The sequence below is a fragment of the Spirosoma endbachense genome (assembly GCF_010233585.1).
Classification (GTDB): domain Bacteria; phylum Bacteroidota; class Bacteroidia; order Cytophagales; family Spirosomataceae; genus Spirosoma; species Spirosoma endbachense.
The window spans coordinates 9,837,473-9,859,018 of the sequence record NZ_CP045997.1 but is presented as its reverse complement, the minus strand read 5'-3'; the positions used below and the strand labels follow the sequence as shown (position 1 = coordinate 9,859,018).

Annotated in this window: 22 protein-coding genes; 17 read left to right on the top strand and 5 right to left on the bottom strand. The window is 48.3% G+C overall.

Going from position 1 to position 21,546, the window contains the following annotated elements; translation table 11 throughout:
* Positions 1–39 precede the first annotated feature (39 nt).
* From GJR95_RS39665 to GJR95_RS39640, 6 genes are all read left to right on the top strand, one after another.
* Entirely contained in the window at positions 40–567 is a 528-nt protein-coding gene (locus GJR95_RS39665) for a PAS domain-containing protein (protein ID WP_162391136.1), read from the top strand.
* Positions 545–793, top strand: coding sequence for a cysteine-rich CWC family protein (locus GJR95_RS39660; protein ID WP_232541014.1), 249 nt, complete (start codon positions 545–547; stop codon positions 791–793). Before GJR95_RS39665 ends, GJR95_RS39660 begins: the two co-directional genes overlap by 23 nt.
* The gene (locus GJR95_RS39655; protein ID WP_162391135.1) at positions 783–1,184 is read left to right on the top strand and encodes an acyl-CoA thioesterase; all 402 of its coding nucleotides are present in this window, start codon (positions 783–785) and stop codon (positions 1,182–1,184) included. The genes GJR95_RS39660 and GJR95_RS39655 overlap by 11 nt, the downstream gene beginning before the upstream one ends.
* A 27-nt stretch (positions 1,185–1,211) precedes the next feature.
* Positions 1,212–1,523, top strand: coding sequence for a hypothetical protein (locus GJR95_RS39650; protein ID WP_162391134.1), 312 nt, complete (start codon positions 1,212–1,214; stop codon positions 1,521–1,523).
* Positions 1,524–1,659: 136 nt separating this feature from the next.
* On the top strand, positions 1,660–2,931 hold the full coding sequence (locus GJR95_RS39645; RefSeq protein WP_162391133.1) for a GTP-binding protein: 1,272 nt from the start codon (positions 1,660–1,662) through the stop codon (positions 2,929–2,931).
* A 200-nt stretch (positions 2,932–3,131) separates the two neighbouring features.
* Positions 3,132–3,887 (top strand): ZIP family metal transporter, encoded by a 756-nt coding sequence (locus GJR95_RS39640; RefSeq protein WP_162391132.1) that lies wholly within the window; start codon positions 3,132–3,134, stop codon positions 3,885–3,887.
* A gap of 3 nt (positions 3,888–3,890) precedes the next feature.
* Here GJR95_RS39640 and GJR95_RS39635 read toward each other — a convergent pair whose 3' ends face one another.
* The gene (locus tag GJR95_RS39635) at positions 3,891–4,343 is read right to left on the bottom strand and encodes a hypothetical protein (protein WP_232541013.1); all 453 of its coding nucleotides are present in this window, start codon (positions 4,341–4,343) and stop codon (positions 3,891–3,893) included.
* Positions 4,344–4,510: 167 nt separating this feature from the next.
* On the opposite strand from GJR95_RS39635, the gene GJR95_RS39630 reads away from it, so the two are divergent.
* The 5 genes from GJR95_RS39630 (at position 4,511) to GJR95_RS39610 (ending at position 10,992) form a co-directional block, all read left to right on the top strand.
* Positions 4,511–4,888, top strand: coding sequence for a hypothetical protein (locus GJR95_RS39630; RefSeq protein ID WP_162391131.1), 378 nt, complete (start codon positions 4,511–4,513; stop codon positions 4,886–4,888).
* 189 nt (positions 4,889–5,077) lie between these two features.
* A complete protein-coding gene (locus GJR95_RS39625) occupies positions 5,078–7,414 on the top strand; it encodes a TonB-dependent receptor (protein ID WP_162392035.1) in 2,337 nt (778 codons plus the stop codon).
* A gap of 48 nt (positions 7,415–7,462) precedes the next feature.
* Positions 7,463–8,692, top strand: a complete 1,230-nt coding sequence (locus GJR95_RS39620) for a sialidase family protein (RefSeq protein ID WP_162391130.1) — start codon at positions 7,463–7,465, stop codon at positions 8,690–8,692.
* Between the two features lie 378 nt (positions 8,693–9,070).
* Positions 9,071–9,886 carry an MbnP family protein gene (locus GJR95_RS39615; protein WP_162391129.1) on the top strand — a complete coding sequence of 272 codons (816 nt, stop codon included), beginning with the start codon at positions 9,071–9,073 and terminating at the stop codon, positions 9,884–9,886.
* Positions 9,883–10,992: a cytochrome-c peroxidase gene (locus tag GJR95_RS39610; protein WP_162391128.1), complete on the top strand. Its 1,110-nt coding sequence runs from the start codon at positions 9,883–9,885 to the stop codon at positions 10,990–10,992. Before GJR95_RS39615 ends, GJR95_RS39610 begins: the two co-directional genes overlap by 4 nt.
* A gap of 110 nt (positions 10,993–11,102) precedes the next feature.
* On the opposite strand, the gene GJR95_RS39605 is transcribed toward GJR95_RS39610, so the two are convergent.
* The 3 genes from GJR95_RS39605 to GJR95_RS39595 form a co-directional block, all read right to left on the bottom strand.
* On the bottom strand, positions 11,103–11,483 hold the full coding sequence (locus GJR95_RS39605) for a MerC domain-containing protein (protein WP_162391127.1): 381 nt from the start codon (positions 11,481–11,483) through the stop codon (positions 11,103–11,105).
* Positions 11,484–11,604: 121 nt separating this feature from the next.
* Positions 11,605–12,303, bottom strand: coding sequence for a TapB family protein (locus tag GJR95_RS39600; RefSeq protein ID WP_162391126.1), 699 nt, complete (start codon positions 12,301–12,303; stop codon positions 11,605–11,607).
* Between the two features lie 202 nt (positions 12,304–12,505).
* The gene (locus tag GJR95_RS39595; protein ID WP_162391125.1) at positions 12,506–13,381 is read right to left on the bottom strand and encodes a geranylgeranylglycerol-phosphate geranylgeranyltransferase; all 876 of its coding nucleotides are present in this window, start codon (positions 13,379–13,381) and stop codon (positions 12,506–12,508) included.
* A gap of 224 nt (positions 13,382–13,605) precedes the next feature.
* Between GJR95_RS39595 and bshA the strand changes: the two genes are divergently transcribed.
* The 3 genes from bshA to GJR95_RS39580 all read left to right on the top strand — a co-directional run bounded on the left by bshA (position 13,606) and on the right by GJR95_RS39580 (position 16,918).
* Positions 13,606–14,742, top strand: coding sequence for an N-acetyl-alpha-D-glucosaminyl L-malate synthase BshA (gene bshA, locus GJR95_RS39590; protein WP_162391124.1), 1,137 nt, complete (start codon positions 13,606–13,608; stop codon positions 14,740–14,742).
* Between the two features lie 96 nt (positions 14,743–14,838).
* On the top strand, positions 14,839–16,176 hold the full coding sequence (locus GJR95_RS39585) for an NAD(P)/FAD-dependent oxidoreductase (protein WP_162391123.1): 1,338 nt from the start codon (positions 14,839–14,841) through the stop codon (positions 16,174–16,176).
* A gap of 94 nt (positions 16,177–16,270) precedes the next feature.
* On the top strand, positions 16,271–16,918 hold the full coding sequence (locus GJR95_RS39580; RefSeq protein ID WP_162391122.1) for a sterol desaturase family protein: 648 nt from the start codon (positions 16,271–16,273) through the stop codon (positions 16,916–16,918).
* A 90-nt stretch (positions 16,919–17,008) separates the two neighbouring features.
* Here GJR95_RS39580 and GJR95_RS39575 read toward each other — a convergent pair whose 3' ends face one another.
* Complete coding sequence (locus tag GJR95_RS39575; RefSeq protein WP_162391121.1) at positions 17,009–19,408, bottom strand: bifunctional YncE family protein/alkaline phosphatase family protein; 2,400 nt, start codon at positions 19,406–19,408, stop codon at positions 17,009–17,011.
* A 154-nt stretch (positions 19,409–19,562) separates the two neighbouring features.
* Here GJR95_RS39575 and GJR95_RS39570 point away from each other — a divergent pair, with 154 nt between their 5' ends.
* From GJR95_RS39570 to GJR95_RS39560, 3 genes are read left to right on the top strand one after another with little or no spacing between them, the layout of a single operon-like run.
* On the top strand, positions 19,563–20,063 hold the full coding sequence (locus tag GJR95_RS39570) for a GbsR/MarR family transcriptional regulator (RefSeq protein WP_162391120.1): 501 nt from the start codon (positions 19,563–19,565) through the stop codon (positions 20,061–20,063).
* A gap of 52 nt (positions 20,064–20,115) precedes the next feature.
* Positions 20,116–20,904, top strand: coding sequence for a thiol-disulfide oxidoreductase DCC family protein (locus GJR95_RS39565; RefSeq protein WP_162391119.1), 789 nt, complete (start codon positions 20,116–20,118; stop codon positions 20,902–20,904).
* Positions 20,882–21,427 (top strand): hypothetical protein, encoded by a 546-nt coding sequence (locus GJR95_RS39560; protein WP_162391118.1) that lies wholly within the window; start codon positions 20,882–20,884, stop codon positions 21,425–21,427. The genes GJR95_RS39565 and GJR95_RS39560 overlap by 23 nt, the downstream gene beginning before the upstream one ends.
* Positions 21,428–21,546 lie beyond the last annotated feature (119 nt).

Here is a 21,546-nt window from a genome sequence, read left to right as displayed (position 1 = left end):
TTCTGTCCAAACGGGCAGAAGGCCTTAATCGCCCATATTATGGATTTTTGCGGACCATACGACAAACAAGTAGCGAACACCTATCGAGTAACCCAGATCACACCGTTGTGGGGTGGTTGGGAGTTCAGACAGAATCCGGCATTATCAACTGGTACAGCGGGTTGGCTGGCGTTGGCGAAAACGTATGATTGGGAGCTGTCAGCGCCAGTCCGTCGTGATTTGATAAGTGGTGACTGGGCCATTGTTATAACGGATACGTCGCAGATTATTCGCTATGTAAATAACCAATTCGAGCGAATGACGGGTTACAAAAACCACGAAGCAACGGGCCGTCGACCTGATTTTTTGCAGGGAGTCAAGACCGATCCTTCATCGAGGCAGCGGATCAGGAAGGCGATTGACCAGCAGAAAATCGTTGACGAACGAATACTGAATTATCGCAAAGATCAGACAGCATACTGGTGTCATATCATTATTCGCCCCATCGTTAATCGACAGAAACAAGTAGTTAATTTTGTTGCCTTTGAACAGGAAATTGAATCAAATGACCGCTATAGCCATCAATAAACATGAGCATACGACTTGCCCTCGCTGTCAACGCTCTTTCGAGTGCCGCGTGGGTAGTATCAACCTGTGCCAGTGTCAGACACTGACGCTAACCGACGACCAGCGACAGTATATCAATTCGCTGTATCAGGGATGCCTGTGCGCAGCTTGTTTGCATGTACTTCGATCGGAATATAATCAACTTAACCACCAGAAGAAAGTAAATCAGCTGCTGCATGGGCATTGACAAAACAACCGCCATTGCGGATCGAATTTCAGCGGCCGAAACGCGCATATTTAAAGCTGTATTTCCCAGTACGACGAACCATTACGACACGCTCTTTGGCGGTACTGCCATGCAATTAATGGATGAAGTTGCCTTTATCGCGGCTACCCGGTTTGCTCGTAAGCGCATGGTTACCGTATCGTCCGATAAAATCAATTTTACGAAGTCCATTCCGGCGGGTACCATTATTGAACTCGTCGGCCGGGTTGATTATGTTGGCAATACCAGCATCCGAATCGCCGTCGAGATTTATGTCGAAGAGATGTACTCGATGGAACGTCACCAGGCCATTCACGGTACGTTTACGTTCGTTGCGCTGGATGAAGATAAAAAACCAATCCGCATTTTGTAAAACAGGCGATACCGGCAAACGGAGCTTATGAATTATAAAGCCATTACAACCCTCAAGAAAGCGGATACGGAGGGGCGAGTGCCCCAGCACACACTGGATCAATACATTCGTAGTGAACTTTCTCAACAGTTAATCAAAGCCCTGACACCCCATTTGCCGATTAATAGCAACCGGCAAACTCAAGTGGAGGGCACGGTCGATTTTACCACGGAGCTAATTTTTCTGCAACCGCACCAGTGGGAGCAGCTTAAAGAATCGTTGACTGGTAGCCTGAATTCGTTGTTACCTGAACAGCAATTCGTTATTCGACAACTTATCGATGAAGTTGAGAAACAATAGACAGGATAGCTTCCCTTATGATTTCGTAGCCATTGACCAGACTCGATAAGCAATCATTTATCGTTGGGGAGAAGGCTTGGTTATTTTCTTTTTGCAACATTGTTGCAAAAAGAAAAATAGTCTTTAGATTTGCCACATGGCAAGTCAAACTACTGTTGCAACGGCGGGCAAGCCCGTCGATAATCGTTTACCGGTTACGGTATTGAGTGGTTTTCTGGGAGCCGGAAAAACAACACTCCTCAATCATGTACTTCATAACCGGCAGGGTTTAAAAGTAGCCGTGATTGTCAATGACATGAGCGAAGTTAACGTCGATGCAGCGCTCGTCAGGCAAGAAGGTATGCTCTCGCGCACAGAAGAAAAACTGGTCGAAATGTCGAATGGCTGTATCTGCTGCACGCTGCGCGAGGATTTAATGATTGAGGTCGAAAAATTGGCGACGGAGGGCCGATTCGATTATCTGCTGATTGAGTCGTCGGGCATTTCGGAGCCATTGCCTGTAGCACAGACCTTCACCTTTCAATCTGATAGTTCGATAGACGAAGACAATAGGGTCGATCTGTCGCGCTTTGCCCGCCTTGACACTCTGGTAACGGTGGTCGATGCGTTCAATTTTTCCCGCGATTTCGGCAGTATCGATACTGTATATGATCGTAAACTGAATGAAGACACGGCAGATACCCGAACGATTGTCAATCTGCTGACCGACCAGATCGAGTTTGCCGATGTCGTTATCCTGAACAAAACAGATCTGTTGAGCCGCTATCAGGTAGGTGAGCTGAACGCTATTCTGCAAAAACTGAACCCTAAAGCCAGACTTATTGAAAGCCAGTTCAGCAAGGTCGATCCGACCGAAATTCTGAACACGGGCCGATTTGATTTCGACGAAGTATCACAATCAGCAGGCTGGATTCAGGAGATACAGAATCAGAAAAGCGGCAAAGGTCATACCCCTGAAACCGACGAATACGGGATCTCATCGTTTGTTTTCCGCGACCGGCGACCATTTCATCCGATGCGCTTCTGGCACTATCTGAGTGCGGATTTCCCGGCAGGTATTCTCCGAAGTAAAGGATTGTTCTGGTTGGCTTCCCGACCGGATGATGCGCTGAATTTTAGTCAGGCTGGTGGCAGCCTGCGAGCCGAATCGGCCGGTGTGTGGTGGGTGTCGATGCCTTTTTCTCAACGTATCCAGTACGGGTCATTTCTGGAAAATCGGCAATCTATAGAATCTGGCTGGCACAAACGCTTCGGCGATCGGCAGAACGAACTGGTCATCATTGGGCAGGATTTGCACCCGGAAAAAATCACAAAAGAGTTGCAGGATTGTCTATGTACTGAATTGGAAATGAGGCATATGGAAATCGGTGGCGTTTTTGGCGATCCCTTTCCAAGGGGTAGTGAATAATGAAAGATGGCTGCTGGAAAATGGATAGCAGGTGGCAATACGGATACATTCTTTATCAATAAATCTTTTGTTGCGGGAGGGTGAGTGTCTAACGGCTTCACTTGATGGTTGGGCATTCGTGCGATTGGGTACTTTCGTGATTGCCAAGCACTCCCCTCCGGCCAAAATAAATCGTACGGATTATAATACTGACAGCCCACTTGATTCGATGGGAAATCTGGGGGCAAAGCAGTCTGGCAGGTTTGGCGGTTTGTGGTGTTGCCCTGGTTGGGGGATTCGCTTACCTGATTCCGTCCGTTGTGTTGCGTCAATGGTTGCCCCTGTTCATCAGTTTATCGACGGGGGTGTTGTTGGGGGACGCGTTTCTGCACCTGCTACCCGAATCACTCGAGCGAATTGGTAACGTTCAGCTTGTTTTGCTGGAAGTGCTGGCAGGCATCTTTCTCTTTTTTAATCTTGAAAAGCTGATCCGGTGGCGTCATGACCAACGTCTGACAACAGGCGCTGTAGTAAAGCCGTTAATTTCCATGAATTTGCTGGGGGATTCCCTGCATAACTTCCTTGATGGAACGCTCATTGCAGGTAGTTTTTTAGTTAGCCCAACGGCTGGCTGGGCCACAACCGCGGGGTTGCTATTGCACGAATTGCCGCAGGAAGTGGGCGATGTCGGTACGTTGCTCTATGGTGGTTTTAGCATCCGTCGGGCAGTAGTTTATAATTTGCTATCGGCTCTAACATGCCTCTTGGGAATCAGTACCGTACTTCTTGCCGGACTATGGTTCGAAGCGTATCTGATTTATCTAATGCCGGTAGCAGCAGGTGGATTCATCTATGTGGCTTCCAGCGATTTAATACCTGAATTACATCGTTCCAATCAATCCGGTATGTCGTGGTTTCAGAGCCTGTTCGTGCTGATGGGCATTGGGCTGATGCTGTGGCTAGCCTCACTCGAATGACGGTTACTGTATGCTTTTGGCTTGTTCCATAGCCTGTTGGGTTTGTTGCTGAATTTGTTTGATGTTCGTCAGAAATGCCTGTTGTAGATCGCGCATCTGGTCGGCAGGAAGATCTTTGGTGTCGCTGTTATGATGATGGTGGTGGCCTTTATCATGCTCGTGATGATGCTCATGCTTCATGCCGGGCACTTCTACCAGATTTTCCTCCCACTGCTCAAATGCCGTTTTCAAACTATCGAGCGATTGGGCCGTGATTTTTGCCTCAGGGGTCATTTTTTTAATAAGCACAGTACGTACCGAGTCAATCTCATCAATCAGAGGTTCTACCTGTTCCTGTACGTTGATCGCTTCATTATGAAATGTTGCAGCTTCATTCAGTATGGACTGGTCGGCGTCAGTTTTCCCGGAGCAGGCAGCTAAAGATAATGCCAGGCAGAAAAGAATAAAGTTGCGCATAAGTGGGTAGTTTTTTAGGCAAAGATATAAATTTATGCAACAATGTTGCGTTTATGTCGAATTGTTCAGTATTCCCTATATAAATGGTTGGGTGTTGAGCGGAGAGTATAAACTTTCTCCGGTTAAAATAACCGGACCAAAGCGATCACACTCTATCTTTGTTCGCCATGAAAAACGTGCTGGTCTTTGTTCTCCTCATTGCAACGCTGCTGCCAACGGTCAGCCAGTGGGGAACCATTGCGTATTATCATGCCAACAGGGACTACATCGCCCGTGTTTTGTGCGAAAACCGGGATAAGCCTCAACTTCACTGCGATGGCCAATGCTATCTGGCTAAGCAATTGAAAGCCCAACAGGACAAACAGGATAAGGAAACCACCGAACGGGTTCAAACTACCCCCGTTTTGCAGTTGTTCTTTGAGGCTAGTCAACCGTTTGCGTTTAGCCCGTTCTGGACGCAGTCCCTGCCAATGAATTTCTTCGAGTATACTTTTTCAATCGCACTGGCCCCGTTGATGGGGTTCTTTCGTCCTCCGCGGTTTTAAGTCAAGCCGTTTATCTATCTACGTATCTGGAGTAATTGCTATCGTCCAGGCGCAGGAGCTATCCTCGTCCGTGGACTCTGGCCGTTTCTAAGGCGAACCTTACTAAGCGGCATTTCAGGGCTTCATGCCCGTAGCCTTACTTATTTGCTTGACTTAAACTAACTTCTCGTGATAACCTATAAATTGCTCATGGCCATTGGCTTATGGGTTGCAGCTGCCTGCATGGCAACTGCTCAATCCACCTGTCAGGGGTTGATTTTTGACGCTCAAACCAAAGAACCCATACCCGGTGTAACCCTGATTGCTCCCGATGGGAAATCTGGCGTCGTTACCGATGCGAACGGACGGTTCTCACTGACTCCCACTGTTAACGAGGTCATTGTGTCGGCTGTAGGGTATCGCCGACAACGAGTGACATTAACGCCCAATCAGTCAGTACACCTTGCTCTTGAACCAGCCGTTGAAGACTTGCAGACGGTCGTGGTAACGGGCAATCGGGAAGCCGCGTTGCGTACCGAAACACCGATTGCTATTTCGAAGCTGTCGCCCAGACTAATCGAAGAGACAAAGCCAACCAGTATTTATGAGGTGATCAACAAGACACCGGGCGTACTGATGGTTAACCTGAACAATGAGCAGCATATGATGGCGATTCGGCAGCCGATGACCACCAATGCGTATTTCCTGTACCTGGAAGATGGCGTTCCGATTCGGCCAATGGGCGTGTTCAATCACAACGCCTTGCTCGAATTGAATCAATTTACGGTTAGCTCCATTGAGGTAGTTAAGGGACCGGTATCCTCAATTTATGGGCCAGAGGCCGTGGGGGGAGCCGTAAACTTCATCACCCAACGCCCAACTGCCGTGCCAACGGCCCGCGTGGGCATCCAGTTCGACCAGTGGGGATATCAGCGGCTTCAATTTGGCACGGGAGTCCAACGGGGCAAATTGGGTATTTATCTGGGAGGGTTTGTGTCCCGGCAGCGTGATTCGTGGCTGGCCAGCTCTGACTACGACAAGTCCTCGTATTTTGCCCGGCTCGACTATGCGTTTACACCCCGTACGCGCCTGACGGGGACGCTCTCCTACAATAACTACAATTCGCAGACTAGTGGCAGCGTCGATAGTACCGCGTTTTTTGCCCGTCAGTACGTTAGCACAACTGATTTTACCTATCGGAAAACGTTCTCGCTGCGTAGTCGCCTGACACTCGAACAGGACTGGAAAGATGGATCACAATCATTCATAACGGCATTTGTACGGAATAATAGCGTGGGGCAAAATCCGGCCTATTCGATTCGATGGACAACGGGTTCTTCAACCGCTATGGGGCAGATTAACAGCAACGATTTCAAGAGTTTTGGGATCATTGCCCAGCATACGCAAAAGCTAAATTTCCTGAACAGCAAGCTACTGGTCGGGGCCACACTCGATCTGTCGCCCAATGCGTATTATGCCTATCAAACCGATATGGCGGCTGAATTACGATCCGATAAAAAATCAGTTGCGAAATACACGCTGTTAAAAGAAAGGCCTGATATCCAGCTGGCTAATTATCAGGCCGATATTCACAACATAGCGGCTTATCTGCAATATGATTTCGAGCCATTACCTAAACTGCGGGTATCGGCGGGGCTTCGCTACGACCGGATGGCCTTCGACTATACCAATGCGCTGGATAAGAGTTCAGGCGATAAATCATTTAGTCAGGCTACGCCAAAAATCGGGGTCACGTATGATCTGGGGAATGGTAAGGGGCCATCCAGTATGGGTGTGTATGCGAATTATTCGAAGGGTTTTTCGCCCCCGGCCCTTACGTCGATTTTCATAAAGCGAACTCTACCAACGGCTTCCGGCGATTTGTTCTACTACAATCTTCAGCCAGCCACATTCGACAATACGGAAATCGGTGGCTGGGCTTCATTGTTCAACAATAAGGTGTACGTAGATGGAGCGCTCTACCAGATGAATGGCAGGAACGAACTGCTCAACATTCGCCAGCCCGACAACTCAACCGATTACCAGTCAGCGGGCCGGACAGTACATCGGGGTATTGAACTGGGCGTCACGTACCGGCCTTCAAAACAGGCATTCTTCCGTTTCGGAGGGACGCACGTTGTGCATCGGTTTGTGGAATTTACACTTAGTCAGCGGGCATCCGATGCGGTGCAGAACGTCGATGGTAAAGATATGCCCTCGGCTCCACGCACGCTCTGGAATACGGAGATCAGTTACTATCCGGCCTGGCTGAAAAATTTCCGGACGTCGGTAGAATGGCAGCATGTGTCGAGCTGGTTTCAAAATCAGACCAATACGGTTAGCTATGGTGGCTATGACTTTGCCAATGTACGAATCGGGTATCAATGGAAGGGTATTGAGCTGTATTCGAACATACTCAACGTAACCGATGCGCTATTCGCCACGAATGCAACACGGGGCAATAATGCCACGGATCGAACGACCTATACCCCGGCAGCTCCGCGCACATTTGTGTTCGGCATTCAATATAGTTTTTCCGGTAAATGACAATCCGGCCGGTTCGCTCGTGCTGGCTCTACATAAATCATAAACAACATGACATACTCATTTCTAATCGCTCTTTTTGGCTGGTTGATGGCCTTTACGCCCGCTACCGAAACAACCGTTTCTAATCCACAATTCGTTGGAGCAACCCCTCGTCTGACGACCGATGCGGTCGGAAATCCACTCCTGAGCTGGGTTGAAAAAGACGGGGAAAAAGGAGCCGCGTTCTACTTTGCTATTTCGGCGAATGATCGTACCGACGGAATGGCCCCTGTATTTGGGCCGAAAATTCGCGTGAAAACGCCGACAAACATCGCTGCTCATGCGGAAGGGATGCCTAAAATTGCGGTCAAAGCAGATGGTACGCTCGTCGCCATTTTTGAAGTGCCGCGCCCTACGTCAGCTTCTCGCTTTGCTGGTGATTTACTGTTCACCATGTCAGCTGATCAGGGCAAAACCTGGACAGAACCGAAGCCAGTTCATCGGGATGCAACGCCGGGGAAAAGTCATTCGTTTGCTGATATAACCCGTTTGTCTAACGGTGAAATCGGCGTGGTATGGCTTGATGAGAAATTGCCCGGTCTGGAAGGCCGTCCGGTCGTATTTGCTCAGACTGCCAAAGGCAAAGGGTTCGGCCCGGCTGTGCTGGTGGAGAATAATGCCTGCCAGTGTTGCCGGACGAACGTATTTGTCGACGCCAAGAAAAACATTCATCTGACGTACCGCGACCTGATCCCTGCCACAAAATCGGGTGAGGTTGCTTCCCGCGACATCAGTACGGCTGTTTCGACTGACGGCGGCAAAACGTTCAGCAAACCGCAGCTTGTATTTGCCGATCATTGGCAGGTGAATGCCTGTCCACACGCGGGGCCGGTAGTAGCTGAATTGGGCAATGATCTATTGATGACGTGGTTTTCGGGAAAAGAAGACGCGCCAGGGCTTCGATTGGCCCGGTTAGGTTCCGATAAACTGGTATCAAGCGTATTGACGAGCCGGGCGAAACATCCGCAGGTAGCAACGGCGAATGGGCGAATTGTTTGGCTCTGGGATGAATCGGTTTCTAAAGACGGCTCTGGCGAAATGAGTTCATTTGTTCAGCGGATCGGAATGCGAACGGTATTGGGAAAGGACGTGAGTCCAACAACGTACCTGACAACCGAAAATGCCGATGCGAAGTATCCGGTTGTGCTGGCCACGAAAAAAGGCCTGCTCATTGCTTATGAACAGACAACAAATTCGCAGAATACGGTGATAGTTAGCCGGTTAGTGGATACGCTATAAAATTGGTTCAGGCAGGTTGGCGTACAGGCATCCGATAGTCGAAGTAAATGCCGGACAATTTCTTCCTGAACGAACTGGCGAACTCTAAAAATAGAATAGTAACCAGTTCGTTATTCATACGTCCCAACGGCTATGCTTCGTCGATTACCGCCCATTATTCAGTTTATTTTCGTTTGTATGACTGGGCATCTGCCTGGGCACCCTGGCAGGCTTTCTGAACGAATGTACACAACACCCATTTAGTGCAGCGAATGCGCTTATCTGGCTGTTCCTGATGATCGTTAGCGGTAGTATCGTGACATTAATTATCCTTTATAGCCGCAACGGGTTAAGGTAAATCAACGTATTGAACGTAAAGTAACTTCGAAACTTTGAGCCATGAAAAACTATTTCTTTTTATCGCTGGTGTTGATGGGAGCTATTGGAGTTGCCGTCGTTTCCTGCGACACAACCAATCCCTACGTTCCTCCTGAACCGATTGGCTCATTATCGCTAACATTCGACAACATTGCAGGCACTCAGGATCTTAAGCTAAACGCCACCACCTACCAGAATTCAGTCGGAGAGTCGTTTGTCGTGACGAAATTCAATTATTTTGTGAGCAACATTCAGCTCAAAAAAGACGATGGCAGTACATATACGCTACCGCAGGGGGCCAGCTATTTTCTGATTGAAGAAGAGAAGCCCGCTTCACTCTCGCTGACGCTGGCAAGTATACCATCCGGAAACTATACGGGAATGACGTTTGTGGTGGGTGTAGACAGCCTGCGTAGTCTGGCCGACATTAGCCTGCGAACAGGCGTGCTCGATCCAGCTCTAAACGATGGCATGTACTGGGAATGGAACTCAGGGTATATTTTTATGAAACTGGAAGGGACGTCACCACTGGCACCGGCCGCTCAGAATAATACCTTCTTTTACCATATCGGTGGTTTTGGTGGAGGATTCAACGGGAAAAAGACGATTAATAACCTACGTACGATTTTATTATCGTTTAACGGCGATGTAGTAAAAGTTGACCCTTCCGTCAAACCTAAAGTTCAACTAAAGGCCGATGTATTGAAAGTCTTTAATGGCCCAACAAAACTGAGTATTGCTCAGAATTCATCGGTTATGTTCGATCCCTATTCGACAAATATTGCCACTAATTACGCAGCCATGTTTAGTTACGACCGAACTCAGGCGAACCAATGACCCAATGTACTTTCCATAGCGCTAAAAAGTTAGGGCTGGTCATCAGTCTCTTTTTGTTTGGGCTGGCTGTGGCCTGTCAAACAAAATCGGGCGGTAGTGATGACCCCGCTCCCGATACGACAGATACGGGTGGTGTGCAATTTCATACTACCCCTGTTCCGTTTCGGCAACCGGCCAATTTTCCCACTCCTGTTTACGAACTTAGTCAGAACCCATTAACGGTTCAGGGTGTAGCTTTAGGAAAGTCGTTGTTTTATGACACCCAGCTGTCCCGCGATAGTACGGTTAGTTGTGGATTCTGTCACCAGCAGTTTGCTGGTTTTGCCCACTCCGACCATGCGCTGAGCCATGGAATAGACAATAAGTTTGGAACGCGTAATGTGCCCAGTCTGCAAAATGCGGCATGGGGGCGCGAGTTTTTCTGGGATGGTGGGATAACGGATCTGAACACACTGTTTATTGCCCCGCTCACCAACCCGGTTGAAATGGACATGAAGTTTGCCAATGTCCTGGCGCGGGTGCAGCAAAGTCCCAAATATCCGCAAATGTTTAAGTCCGCCTTTGGTTCAGACACCGTTACGACGGCTCGGTTCCTGAAAGCGATTTCGCAGTTTGTATTGACGCTCGTTTCCGCTGATTCGCGCTATGATAAATACGTCAGGAAAGAATCCGGGGGCGACCTGACAAGTGATGAACTGGCGGGACTGACGCTATTCAAGCAGAAGTGTGCGACCTGTCATGCCACCGATTTATTCACGGATTATAGCTATCGCAACAACGGGCTTCCTGTAAGTAGCATCAACGACCAGGGGCGTTACACGATTACGCTCAATGAAGCCGATCGGCTAAAATTTAAAGTGCCCAGCCTGCGCAATGTTGAGCGTACATTTCCTTACATGCACGATGGGCGCTTCACAACGCTGGAGCAGGTGCTCAACCACTATTCTACGGGAGTGAAAGATAGCCCTACGCTCGATCCGGCTCTGAAAGCGAATGGTCAACTCGGCATTGCATTAACTGCCACCGAACAGCAACAGGTGATCAGCTTCCTGAAAACGCTGACCGATAACACGTTTATTACCAATCGGGCATTCGGGCCGAATTAGTAAGGTCAGAACCGGGATTACGCAGATTTGGGGATTTTCGGGATTTTGCTTTCAGCAACTAGATTAACAAAATCAGATTAATACTCAAATCTGCGTAATCCCGGTTCTGATTAATGAACGTGCTGTAAACGATGCTGGCGAATGTTGATCAGATGGGTAATCACCAGACCCGCCGACGCTGCATAGCCTATGTATTCAAAGATTGGGCTTACGTCTTCCAGCAGAATGGCGATGGTGAACAGACTTAGAAATCCCCAGAGTGATTTTTTGACGGCTGGCAGCGCATAATGGCGTGTTGCCGAATAAACGGCCACAATGTTGACGCCGATAAAGAGGTAGTCCAGGCTCAGGTAACCGAAGCGAAGGTGTTCATCCTGAATCAAAGCAGTGGACATCAATAAAACAGGCGTAATCAGGCAGTGAATAATACACAATACCGACCCGGTAATGCCAATGTAGTCAGCTTTGCGAGAGAGAATATCAGTTTTCATGGGCAAACGCAAAAGTACGATGCTTCGGTCAATCGTACTTCTCTTAACCGGCTTTTTTGCAACAAAGTTGCGCAAATATAATTTTTTGTTCTACATCTACCAGAGGCCGTACTGAAATAAATTAGTTCACTTTGCTTAACAGCGTGTAACCCATCAGTTTACCGTTCTTGTTGTAGGTTTCTGACTTAATGTCCAGAAGCTGATTGTTGGCCCGGTAGCTTACCACACGCATAGTGCCCCGGATAGGAATGCCCATCATCCGGTTCTCAAAATTCATATCGGACGTGACTTTGTAGGTATCGAACGTACCGGCGGGTGTGGTAACTGATTGCTGACCTTCGACCTGTCGGTTGCTCATCGTCATCGACATTGTCATCATCGTATTCCCATTGCTCAGCATATCAGCGTCCATTTGTCCATCTGATAGTTTCTGGCCGACGCTGAGTTTGCCCGGATACACCAGCTTGTTTGTTTTCAGTTTCATTTCCATATCTTTCATACTGCTCTGCATGCCCTGCGCCATGCCCGATAAGTCGGCCACAAGCTCATCGCCCGTGCAGGTATAATGAATCGGATACGAGGGGCGTTGATTGCCTTTTTCGTCCTGAAACTGAGCCACTATGTCCATAATAGTTGAACTGCCTTCTTTGTGGACATCTTTTACCTGATAGATGATTTTGCCGGTAGGTTTATCTTTACCGCTGAACGTACTCATTTCAAAGTTCATTCCGGCTTTAAACGTGATGCCCATACAGTCCTGCGACTGGCTACGGCTTATGGTCATGCAAATGGTGAGCAGTGCAAAGGCAAGCGTTTTCATACAAAAGACGAGTTTAGTTGGAATAAGCCTCTGGCAGAGATCGTGCCACGGTTTATTGATACTCAGGCTTAATTATACCACGGATCTCTGTCCAAAGCCTACTGAAAACAAATGTATCTGTAACTAACAATTAGTAGCCAGGCCCTTGAGTAAACGGTAGCAGGCAGTTCTCAACAGGTAGTCTTTAGTGAACAGCCCGTCTTCATGCCCATACCATGCTCACAACACCCAAAAGCATAATGAGCTTACAAAGATTGCTCAGGTAGCCGAAGTCGCGTCGGGTGTCGGCAAAAACAAGCCGGTAGGTGAGCCAGATGAGTGGAATCAGAAGTACCAGGAAGATCAGGCCAAGCCGCAGATTACTAAGCGAATCGGCGATGAGAAACATACAGAAAATAAACGACCCGATGAGTACGTAGAGCAGGTATTTGGTTCGGCGTAGTCCCCAGACGATCGGCAATGTCCGGCAACCGAACCGGGCGTCGCCCCGAACATCCTGCATGTCTTTGATGATTTCACGGACAAGCGAAATGCCGAACGAAAACAAGGCATAAATAAGCAGCATTTCGGCATTCTGACGGTAATAAACCGCCAGAACAATGAGCGACAAGGCTGTTAACAGCGAAACAACAATGTTCCCAATAAAAGGCTGTCGCTTTAGCTGGGCCGAATAAAGCCACAAAAGTGATACCGAAATAACATCGGTCAGAAATACCCACTTACTCAAATATAAGCCAATGAGACAGCCGATTATGTTGAGGAGTTGATGCGTGCCAATGGCAACTCGACGCTTCAGATAACGACCTATGACCACTCGGTCGGGCTTATTGACGAGATCAATCTTGATGTCGAAATAGTCGTTGATGATATAACCGGCTGCGGCAATACAAACGGTGGATAACGAAAGGAGCCAAATGGTTGGGTCGGTCAGCAGCCGGGGCCAGGCTTCGCGGGGGCCAACCAGAACGAGCCGGGCCAGAAATTGCGTCAATACCACAATCAGCAGATTCTGCACCCGGATCAGCCGCAGGAATCCGAATGCGAAGGCCGAAAAGGGTATGGGCTGACGCGTAGACATGGCGTTTTTTTGCAAAAATAAGGGTTTTCGCGATTAGGTAACTACCGGAATTTGGTGATTGAGGTAATTCGGTAATTGGTTTGCACAATTAGTCAGAGAACCGATCGGCCAATTATGTATTTACCTGGATTAGGCCAATCACCAAATCCTACCCTATCGGGATTCTTTTGCTATATGTTTGGTGTTGTTCGAACAAATCGTTCCCAGCCCACAGGGCTTAATACATGAAAATCGGTATTGTATGCTACCCGACTTTTGGGGGCAGTGGCGTTGTCGCCACCGAACTTGGTAAAGCACTGGCTAAAAATGGCCACCAGATTCACTTCATCACTTATCAGCAACCACCTCGGCTCGATTTTTTCAACGAAAACGTTTTTTATCACGAAGTAAATATACCATCATATCCGCTCTTTCAGTACGCTCCCTATGAGTCGGCTCTGGCCAGCGAAATGGTTAATGTAGTAACGAACGAAAACGTTGATTTACTACACGTTCACTACGCTATTCCGCACGCATCTGCGGCCTATATGGCTAAAATGATTCTGCGCTCGCAGGGGCGGAACGTGCCTGTTGTTACAACACTTCATGGTACTGACATCACACTCGTAGGTAAGGATGCATCGTATGAGCCTGTTGTAACGTTCAGTATCAACGAGTCTGATGGCGTTACGTCGGTTTCCGAAAATCTACGACAGGATACGTACGCTCATTTTAAGGTTCACCGCGATATCGAAGTCATTCCGAACTTCATTGATCTGGATCGATTCCGGCGCCAGCAGAAAGAACACTTCAAGAAAGCGATCTGCCCGAACGGTGAAAAACTGATTGTGCACACGTCAAATTTCCGTCGGGTGAAGCGGATCGACGATGCTGTTATGATGTTTTTTCATGTTCAGAAACAGATACCGGCAAAACTATTGCTGGTCGGCGATGGTCCCGAACGTGCCCGAATAGAACGCCTGGTGCGTGACCTGGGCATCTACGATCAGGTGAGGTTTCTGGGCAAGCTGGATGCGGTTGAAGAAGTGTTATCGGTAGCCGATTTATTTGTGATGCCTTCCGAAAACGAAAGTTTTGGACTGGCAGCCCTCGAAGCGATGGCATGCGAAGTGCCGCTGATCACATCAAACGCCGGTGGGCTTCCTGAATTGAACATACAGGGTGTAACGGGTTTCCTGAGTCCGGTTGGCGATGTCGATGACATGGTCAAAAACGCACTCTATGTTTTAGACGATGAACATCTGCCTACTTTCAAGGCAAATGCGCTGGCAAGAGCCAAGGAATTCGAGTTATCCCGTATCTTGCCGCTCTATGAAGCTCACTATGAGCGGGTGTTGAAAGAGTCCCGGCTGGCAGTGTAGTGAACAAACATAGCGGCAGAACGATTTATGAGGGACGGCAGGCAATTTAGATCCCTTTAAATCGTCAGAGACCTCTCATAAATCGTAACTCAATCCATGAACCCAAACATACCCCAAACGGATCGGAAGCGTGTTGTTATTGTCGGCGCGGGCTTTGGCGGCTTGAAACTAGCCCGTAAGTTATCCCGAAAGAAAGAATTTCAGGTCGTACTGATCAATAAGCAGAACTACCATGAATTTCAGCCCCTGTATTACCAGGTGGCTACGGCCGGGCTGGAGGCCAATTCTATTCTGTTTCCGCTACGGACGGTATTTGGCAACTGCAAGAACGTACACATCCGTGTGACTAGTGTAACGGGTGTTCGTCCTGCCGACAAAACAGTTGATACCGAACTGGGACCGATCACGTACGATTATTTAGTCATGGCTACCGGTGCCGACACTAATTTTTTTAATCAGCAGAACATTATTGAAAAAGCGCTGTCAATGAAGTCGGTATCGGAAGCGATCGCGTTGCGCAACCGGATGCTGCAAAACTTTGAGGATGCGCTGAGTGTCGAAACCGAAGACGAAAAAGAGGGGCTTATGGACGTGGTCGTCGTTGGGGGCGGGCCAACGGGCGTGGAGCTTTGTGGGACACTGGCTGAAATGCGTCGGACCGTCCTGCCCAAAGATTATCCTGAATTGGACTTTAAGATGATGGATATCTATCTCATCGAGTCGGGTGGGGAGCTATTGGGGCCAATGTCGGTTGAATCACAGGAGCACTCGCTGGCCTATCTGAAAGAACTTGGCGTAAATGTTCGGCTGAACACGCGGGTAAAAGATTTCGACGGGAAAATCGTTACCATGAACGATGGGTCGACATTGCGAACGAATAACCTGATCTGGGCGGCTGGCGTTAAGGCTAATCCCCTCGCGGGGCTTCCTGCGGAGGTCATTGGGCGGGGTGGGCGCGTGCTGGTCAATCGCTACAACCAGGTTCAGGGCTTTACCGATATATTTGCTATTGGCGACGTGGCGCTGATGACTGAAGAGAAATGGCCAAACGGGCATCCGCAGGTGGCACAACCGGCTATTCAGCAAGGACGCCATCTGGCTAAAAATCTTTTTCATCTGATTCGAAACGAACCATTAGAGGAGTTTACCTATCGTGATCTGGGCACAATGGCTACCATCGGTCGTGGACTGGCTGTAGTTGATTTGCCATTTTTTAAGTTTCAGGGATTTTTTGCGTGGCTAACATGGTTGTTTGTTCACTTAATGTCGATAGTTGGTGTGAAAAACCGTCTGGCTATATTCCTGAACTGGATGTTTAACTATCTGACATACAGTAATTCACTACGCTTAATAATCAAACCTAAATTGCCTAAGGGAAACCTGATGGCCATGCAGGAAAAACTATCCGACCAGTTGGAGGTTAGTAAAACATGAAATGAGATAGTAAACCAAATTTACTATCTGGGATGACGAACCCAATTTTCGTTGTAATTTTGCACTATTACTTTATTGTCAACGTATCTGCTCTATGGAATCAACTACTGAGAAGTTGCAAACAATGGCCGGCCATGGTAAAACCCGACCAAAAAACAGCGGCACGAAAAAACTGTTTGATAACCCAATTCTTGAAGCACTTTCGCGTACCCACATCATGGTTCCCATCTCGATGTGGTTGGTTCTGTCCGTTTTTCTAGGTTGGTATGCCTTCACGTATACAGCTATGAGTACGAGCACGATTGCTACGCTGTTCATAACGGGTTTACTGGTATTCACCCTGTTTGAATACGTTTTACACCGCTACTTATACCATCTGGCACCTACCACTCCGAAACGCGCTAAAATTCAGTACACTTTTCACGGTATTCACCACGAATATCCGAAGGATAAAACCCGTCTGGCAATGCCTCCGGCTCTGGCTATTTTTGTAGCTGGTGCTTTCTTCGGGCTATTTTTCCTGATTATGGGTGAAGCCGCTTATGCGTTTTTCCCTGGTTTTCTGGTAGGTTACTCGGGCTATCTGGCAGTGCACTTTATCGTTCATGCCTACGCTCCGCCCAAGAATTTCTTTAAACAACTGTGGATCAATCACAGTGTTCACCATTACAAGAATCCCGAAAGCAATTACGGCGTTTCGTCGCCTATGTGGGATTATATTTTCAGGTCGTTTCAGAAGTAATTGTAAGAATCGACTACTAAAAAGCCCTGCCGGAACTGTTCCGGCAGGGCTTTTTAGTAGCAGGCAATTGACGCTCGCCAATACGCAGACTCACTTATCGTCGTCATCATCGTCGGCTTCCGCCACCTGCAAAAAGGCACCCCGTCTGGGTGCTGGCATAACAGAGTGTTCACCTTTAATGGCTTTCCAGATGATCTCGTTGAATAACCGGTCGTCGATTTTGTCGGCAAAACGCAGGTCCAGTTTTTCAGACTGGCGGGCCGGTTCAGTCATGGCTGTGTTCTTGGCGTCGAGATCAATATTGGCCGGAATATGGGTATAGGGGGTTAGGGTAGGGGTGTTGGTGAAACAGGCAAACATGGGCGTTGCAGCTGCATCGTACTGACTCATGGGCGGGAGACCTAAAATCAGCTCCATGGTGCGCAGCATTCCTGAGGTTGAGTACATGGTGTGCTCCACGTGTTTCCGTTTGGTATAAGGGCTGATTACCAGCGCGGGCGATCGGTGAGCATCAACGTGATCGGCCCCATTCTGGGCGTCGTCTTCGAGTACAAATACGGCTGATTCTTTCCAGATTGGGCTCTTGGATAGATACTCGACAAAACGGCCTAAAGCCAGATCATTATCTGCTACGTGGGCGGCTGGCGTTGGCGCGCCAATTCGGGCACCGCTTGTGTGATTATTACCAAGCCGGATGCTGCTGAAGTGCGGAACAGCCTTGGCTGCAATCAGCGAATCAATGTCTTTCTTCCAGACTTCTACACGGTCAATGTCTTTGATTTTCAGATCGTAATCGGGGTAATCTGGTGCAAACCGGCCATCTAATGCTGACCCTTTGCGTTTCGAATAGGCTTCGAACTCTCCGTAGCTCCGGTAGCGGACACCGGCCCGCTGGCAATAATCCCAGATGAATCCTTTCTTCGGATACGCGATCGGACGGCTTCCTTCAAAATCGTAAGTGCCACCCCGGCCACCATAGCTGGTAGGCCAGTTTTTTTCGACGTAGTCATTGGCATAGGCGGCTGTTGACCAGTTGTGCCCATCGGCGCTCACTTCGGCATCGACGTAGAAATTATCGAGCAAAATAAACTCGCGGGCCAGCGCATGTTGATTAGGAGTAACTTTCTCGGGAAACAAACACAATGAGGTGTCGCCATTGCCCCCCGGCATATCACCGAAAACCTGGTCGTAGGTGCGATTCTCCTTGATAATGTAAAAAACGTATTTGATTTGCGCTGATTTTTCGCCCACCCGTTTCGGAATCGGATTATTCTGTTCGCCAGCCGCCAGTTTTTCCTTCTCCTTCGTGTAGGGCGTATTCTGATAAACCAGTTTCGACAAGCTTGTCAGTTCGGCGGGTTTGGGTAAATCAAACAAAGACAACGTACCTTTAAAAAGGCCAGCGATGTACTCCGTTCCGCTTTCGCGTCGTTTGTAGGGGTTTGGTCCATTCGGATTTGCCTTGGATGAAAACCCCTTGCCATTGGCAACCAGCACCTTTTTACCAACGACCTTTACCGCCGTCGGGTACCAGCCGGTCGGAATGAAACCGAGCGACCGGCTGCGACCGGGATTAGACACATCGAATACAGCCAGGCAGTTGTTATCGGCGTTGGCAACTAACAATGATTTCTGGTCGCTTGAAAGGGCCAGGCCATTGGGTGTACTACCGGCTGGCGCGTCTGGATAGAGAGCCGTCGTAACGGTTTCCAGAACCTTCCGGGTCTTGACATCAATAACCGAAACCGAGTTTTCATTGGCATTGGCCACAAACAGGAATTTGCCATTTCGGGTAAATACCAGGTCATTCGGGCGGCTTCCCGTGTTGATTTCTCCGGTTAGTTTCTGCTGTTTGGGATCGTAAATCAATACTTTGTCGCCACCCCATACTGTAATAAATAGCTCGTCGGATACCGGTGAGCGCAGGCAGGTATAGGCTTCAGCAGGCAGCTTTATCCGGTTTTTAACTTGCTTTGTCGCCAGATCGCAGACATACAGCATACTGTCGTCTTTCGTGACGGCATAGAGCGTTGATCCGGTTTTGTCCGTTTCGATACCGGCTACCGAAATCCGGTTTGGCCAGGGTTTCCCCAGTACAACTGAATCTATTTTTGTAAGCTTGTCGCCCGTTACGTCGTAAATGAGCACGCGGTTATCGTTACCACCCGACGCAAGCAGTTTTTTGCCATCCGGACTGAACCGCAGGCCAACCCACGACTTCGCAATCTCCACCTCACTCAATACCTTTTCTTCCGATATATCGATCAGTTGAATACTCTGTGTGCTCTGTCCATTGTTTGTGACCGCCAGTCGCTTGCTATTTGGTGAGACTGCCAGATTGAGTGGCAAATCACCGAGCGGTATCGATCTACCAAAGGGAGTTAGGCCCCACCCGTTGGGCAGCGTCAGGCGGGATGCCGTTTTGGGCGTTTGGGCAAGGACGAATACATGCGTACTAATGAGAAGAAATGCCGAAAGTAGAATACGCATAACAAGGATGTTTTTGGCAAAGTTAAGATTGATTCCAGTCTGGTATGTTACGGTCTTGTTAAGCAACTATCGTTGATCAACTACTCGTTATTTTTGATCGTATAAATCTTTCAAAATATTTTGAAAGATAAAAAACTTTCATCTACCTTTGGACATGACATTCGAAGAAGCAAAAGACAAATTTATACACACCTGGGGAACGTTGGCGACCCAGTGGGGTATTAATCGTTCGATGGCGCAGCTCCACGCCTTGCTGTTAATCTCGCCCGACCCGCTGGCGACGGAAGATGTCATGGAACAGTTGCAGATTTCGCGGGGTAATGCCAGCATGAACCTGCGTGATCTGATGGATTGGGGGTTAATTTACAAACACCTCAAACCTGGTGAGCGTAGGGAGTTCTTTATTGCCGAAAAAGACATCTGGAAAGTAGCGCGTCAGGTAGCTAAAGAACGTCGTCGTCGGGAAATTACACCGGTAGTCGACGTATTGAATGAACTGAAATCCATACCTGCCGACACGCCCGAAGCGCAGGAGTTCCAGCGGGTGATGACAGGTTTAAGTAGTGTGGTTGGATTTGCGGATAACACGCTCAACGCGGTCATTAAAGCGGAGGAGAACTGGCTGATGGGGCAGTTTTTGAAAGTATTCCGATGATTTTTTTGTACCTATATTTCAATTGTTTTTGAAAATTTAAAAACAATAAGTTATGAATAAGCTAATTATCTATGATGGAAGCTGCCCGATGTGTCGACTTTATACGAAAGGCATGGTAGCCGCCGATCAGAGCGGGAGATTAACCCGACTAAGCAACGATCAACTGGTGCAACATACTATAATCAGTCGGTTAGATAGGCAACGAGCCCGTCACGAAATACCCATGGTCGACCTGGATAGCGGAGAGACATTATATGGTGTTGATACCTGGATATACGCATTTGGCCGACGGAGCGATCTGATCGAAAAGCTGTTGTCGTTTAAATGGTTCAAGGTGATTTTGCAGAAACTCTACGCCTTCATTTCCTATAACCGACGGATTATTATTACAGCGGCACCCGGCCGGTGGCAGTTACTGGATCTTCAGCCGGAGTTTCACATAGGGCAACGGCTGGCCTTCATTCTGGTCATCTTTGGCTTTATTTCCGGTCTTTTCGCTACAGGATATGTCAATGTCTGGCCACCCGCATTTTTAGGGTTGGTAGTCGGGCAACTGACTTTAGCCGGGCTATACCTGATCCTTACGCAACGCTATAACCTGCTCGAAACAATGCTGGATTATACGGGCCATTTAGGAATGAGCCTGCTGATTGGGGGAGTCATTTCCGCACTGGGAGCAATAACAGGCTGGGCGATTCTTTCTCTGGTTGGCTTTGCTCTCCTGATTGGCCAGCATTTTATCCGGACCTACCGACTTGGTCTAAGTCCTTGGTTAAGCGTCTGCTTCACGATGTTAAGTCTTTTACTTCTGGGTAGCCATGACAATCCTACGCATTTTTGACGATCGACTGTATCAGCGCTGGGTCTTATTACCGGTGTTGGCGCATATGCTAAGTTTTATGGCCGGAATAGTGGGTATAGTTCTCTTCCCCATTCTGGTAACGGTTGCCCAATATCTGGTTTTCAGAAGCCACCCTGCCGTTGCCCGACCCGGTCTGTGGTTCGTTACGATTCCTGTTACATTTTTTATCTGGATGAAATGGGGCCCCTATTTAGCGACCATAAAACAGCAAACTATCCAAAATGGCGTAGTTGCCTATTATATTGGCCAACTTATCAATACATTATTCATCCCGCTGATAATCAGAAAGGAAAAGCCAGAATTTTTGCTGAGCTGGATCCTGAGCAACCTGGTGGCAGGTATTGTTTGGATAATCCTGTATGACTTTGCAACGAATTGGTTGGGCGTTCAATACAGCGTAGAGGGCAATACGGCGCTGTTTATTCTGTATCCGACGATCGCTTTGCTGGCCAATTCAGTAAGTGGATTTTTCTTGACAAATCGTATGGTATATCAATCATGAAACGGCAAATGCGGCTGTTTACGGGATGATATAGCAGCAGCCAGTACGTATTTTGAGGAGTTGATCTTACGTGTAGATTACCCGTTTGCTTCTTTGAATCGATCAATAAAAAACCTGGT

Coding starts and splice junctions, on each gene's coding strand:
- GJR95_RS39575 (WP_162391121.1), bottom strand. CDS start 19,408: ATGCGTATTCTACTTTCGGCATTTCTTCTCATTAGTACGCATGTATTC.
- bshA (WP_162391124.1), top strand. CDS start 13,606: ATGAAAATCGGTATTGTATGCTACCCGACTTTTGGGGGCAGTGGCGTT.
- GJR95_RS39600 (WP_162391126.1), bottom strand. CDS start 12,303: ATGAAAACGCTTGCCTTTGCACTGCTCACCATTTGCATGACCATAAGC.
- GJR95_RS39635 (WP_232541013.1), bottom strand. CDS start 4,343: ATGCGCAACTTTATTCTTTTCTGCCTGGCATTATCTTTAGCTGCCTGC.
- GJR95_RS39650 (WP_162391134.1), top strand. CDS start 1,212: ATGAATTATAAAGCCATTACAACCCTCAAGAAAGCGGATACGGAGGGG.
- GJR95_RS39595 (WP_162391125.1), bottom strand. CDS start 13,381: ATGTCTACGCGTCAGCCCATACCCTTTTCGGCCTTCGCATTCGGATTC.
- GJR95_RS39560 (WP_162391118.1), top strand. CDS start 20,882: ATGACAATCCTACGCATTTTTGACGATCGACTGTATCAGCGCTGGGTC.
- GJR95_RS39645 (WP_162391133.1), top strand. CDS start 1,660: ATGGCAAGTCAAACTACTGTTGCAACGGCGGGCAAGCCCGTCGATAAT.
- GJR95_RS39660 (WP_232541014.1), top strand. CDS start 545: ATGACCGCTATAGCCATCAATAAACATGAGCATACGACTTGCCCTCGC.
- GJR95_RS39615 (WP_162391129.1), top strand. CDS start 9,071: ATGAAAAACTATTTCTTTTTATCGCTGGTGTTGATGGGAGCTATTGGA.
- GJR95_RS39665 (WP_162391136.1), top strand. CDS start 40: ATGGATTTTTGCGGACCATACGACAAACAAGTAGCGAACACCTATCGA.
- GJR95_RS39585 (WP_162391123.1), top strand. CDS start 14,839: ATGAACCCAAACATACCCCAAACGGATCGGAAGCGTGTTGTTATTGTC.
- GJR95_RS39565 (WP_162391119.1), top strand. CDS start 20,116: ATGAATAAGCTAATTATCTATGATGGAAGCTGCCCGATGTGTCGACTT.
- GJR95_RS39620 (WP_162391130.1), top strand. CDS start 7,463: ATGACATACTCATTTCTAATCGCTCTTTTTGGCTGGTTGATGGCCTTT.
- GJR95_RS39580 (WP_162391122.1), top strand. CDS start 16,271: ATGGAATCAACTACTGAGAAGTTGCAAACAATGGCCGGCCATGGTAAA.
- GJR95_RS39625 (WP_162392035.1), top strand. CDS start 5,078: ATGGCCATTGGCTTATGGGTTGCAGCTGCCTGCATGGCAACTGCTCAA.
- GJR95_RS39610 (WP_162391128.1), top strand. CDS start 9,883: ATGACCCAATGTACTTTCCATAGCGCTAAAAAGTTAGGGCTGGTCATC.
- GJR95_RS39655 (WP_162391135.1), top strand. CDS start 783: ATGGGCATTGACAAAACAACCGCCATTGCGGATCGAATTTCAGCGGCC.
- GJR95_RS39605 (WP_162391127.1), bottom strand. CDS start 11,483: ATGAAAACTGATATTCTCTCTCGCAAAGCTGACTACATTGGCATTACC.
- GJR95_RS39570 (WP_162391120.1), top strand. CDS start 19,563: ATGACATTCGAAGAAGCAAAAGACAAATTTATACACACCTGGGGAACG.
- GJR95_RS39630 (WP_162391131.1), top strand. CDS start 4,511: ATGAAAAACGTGCTGGTCTTTGTTCTCCTCATTGCAACGCTGCTGCCA.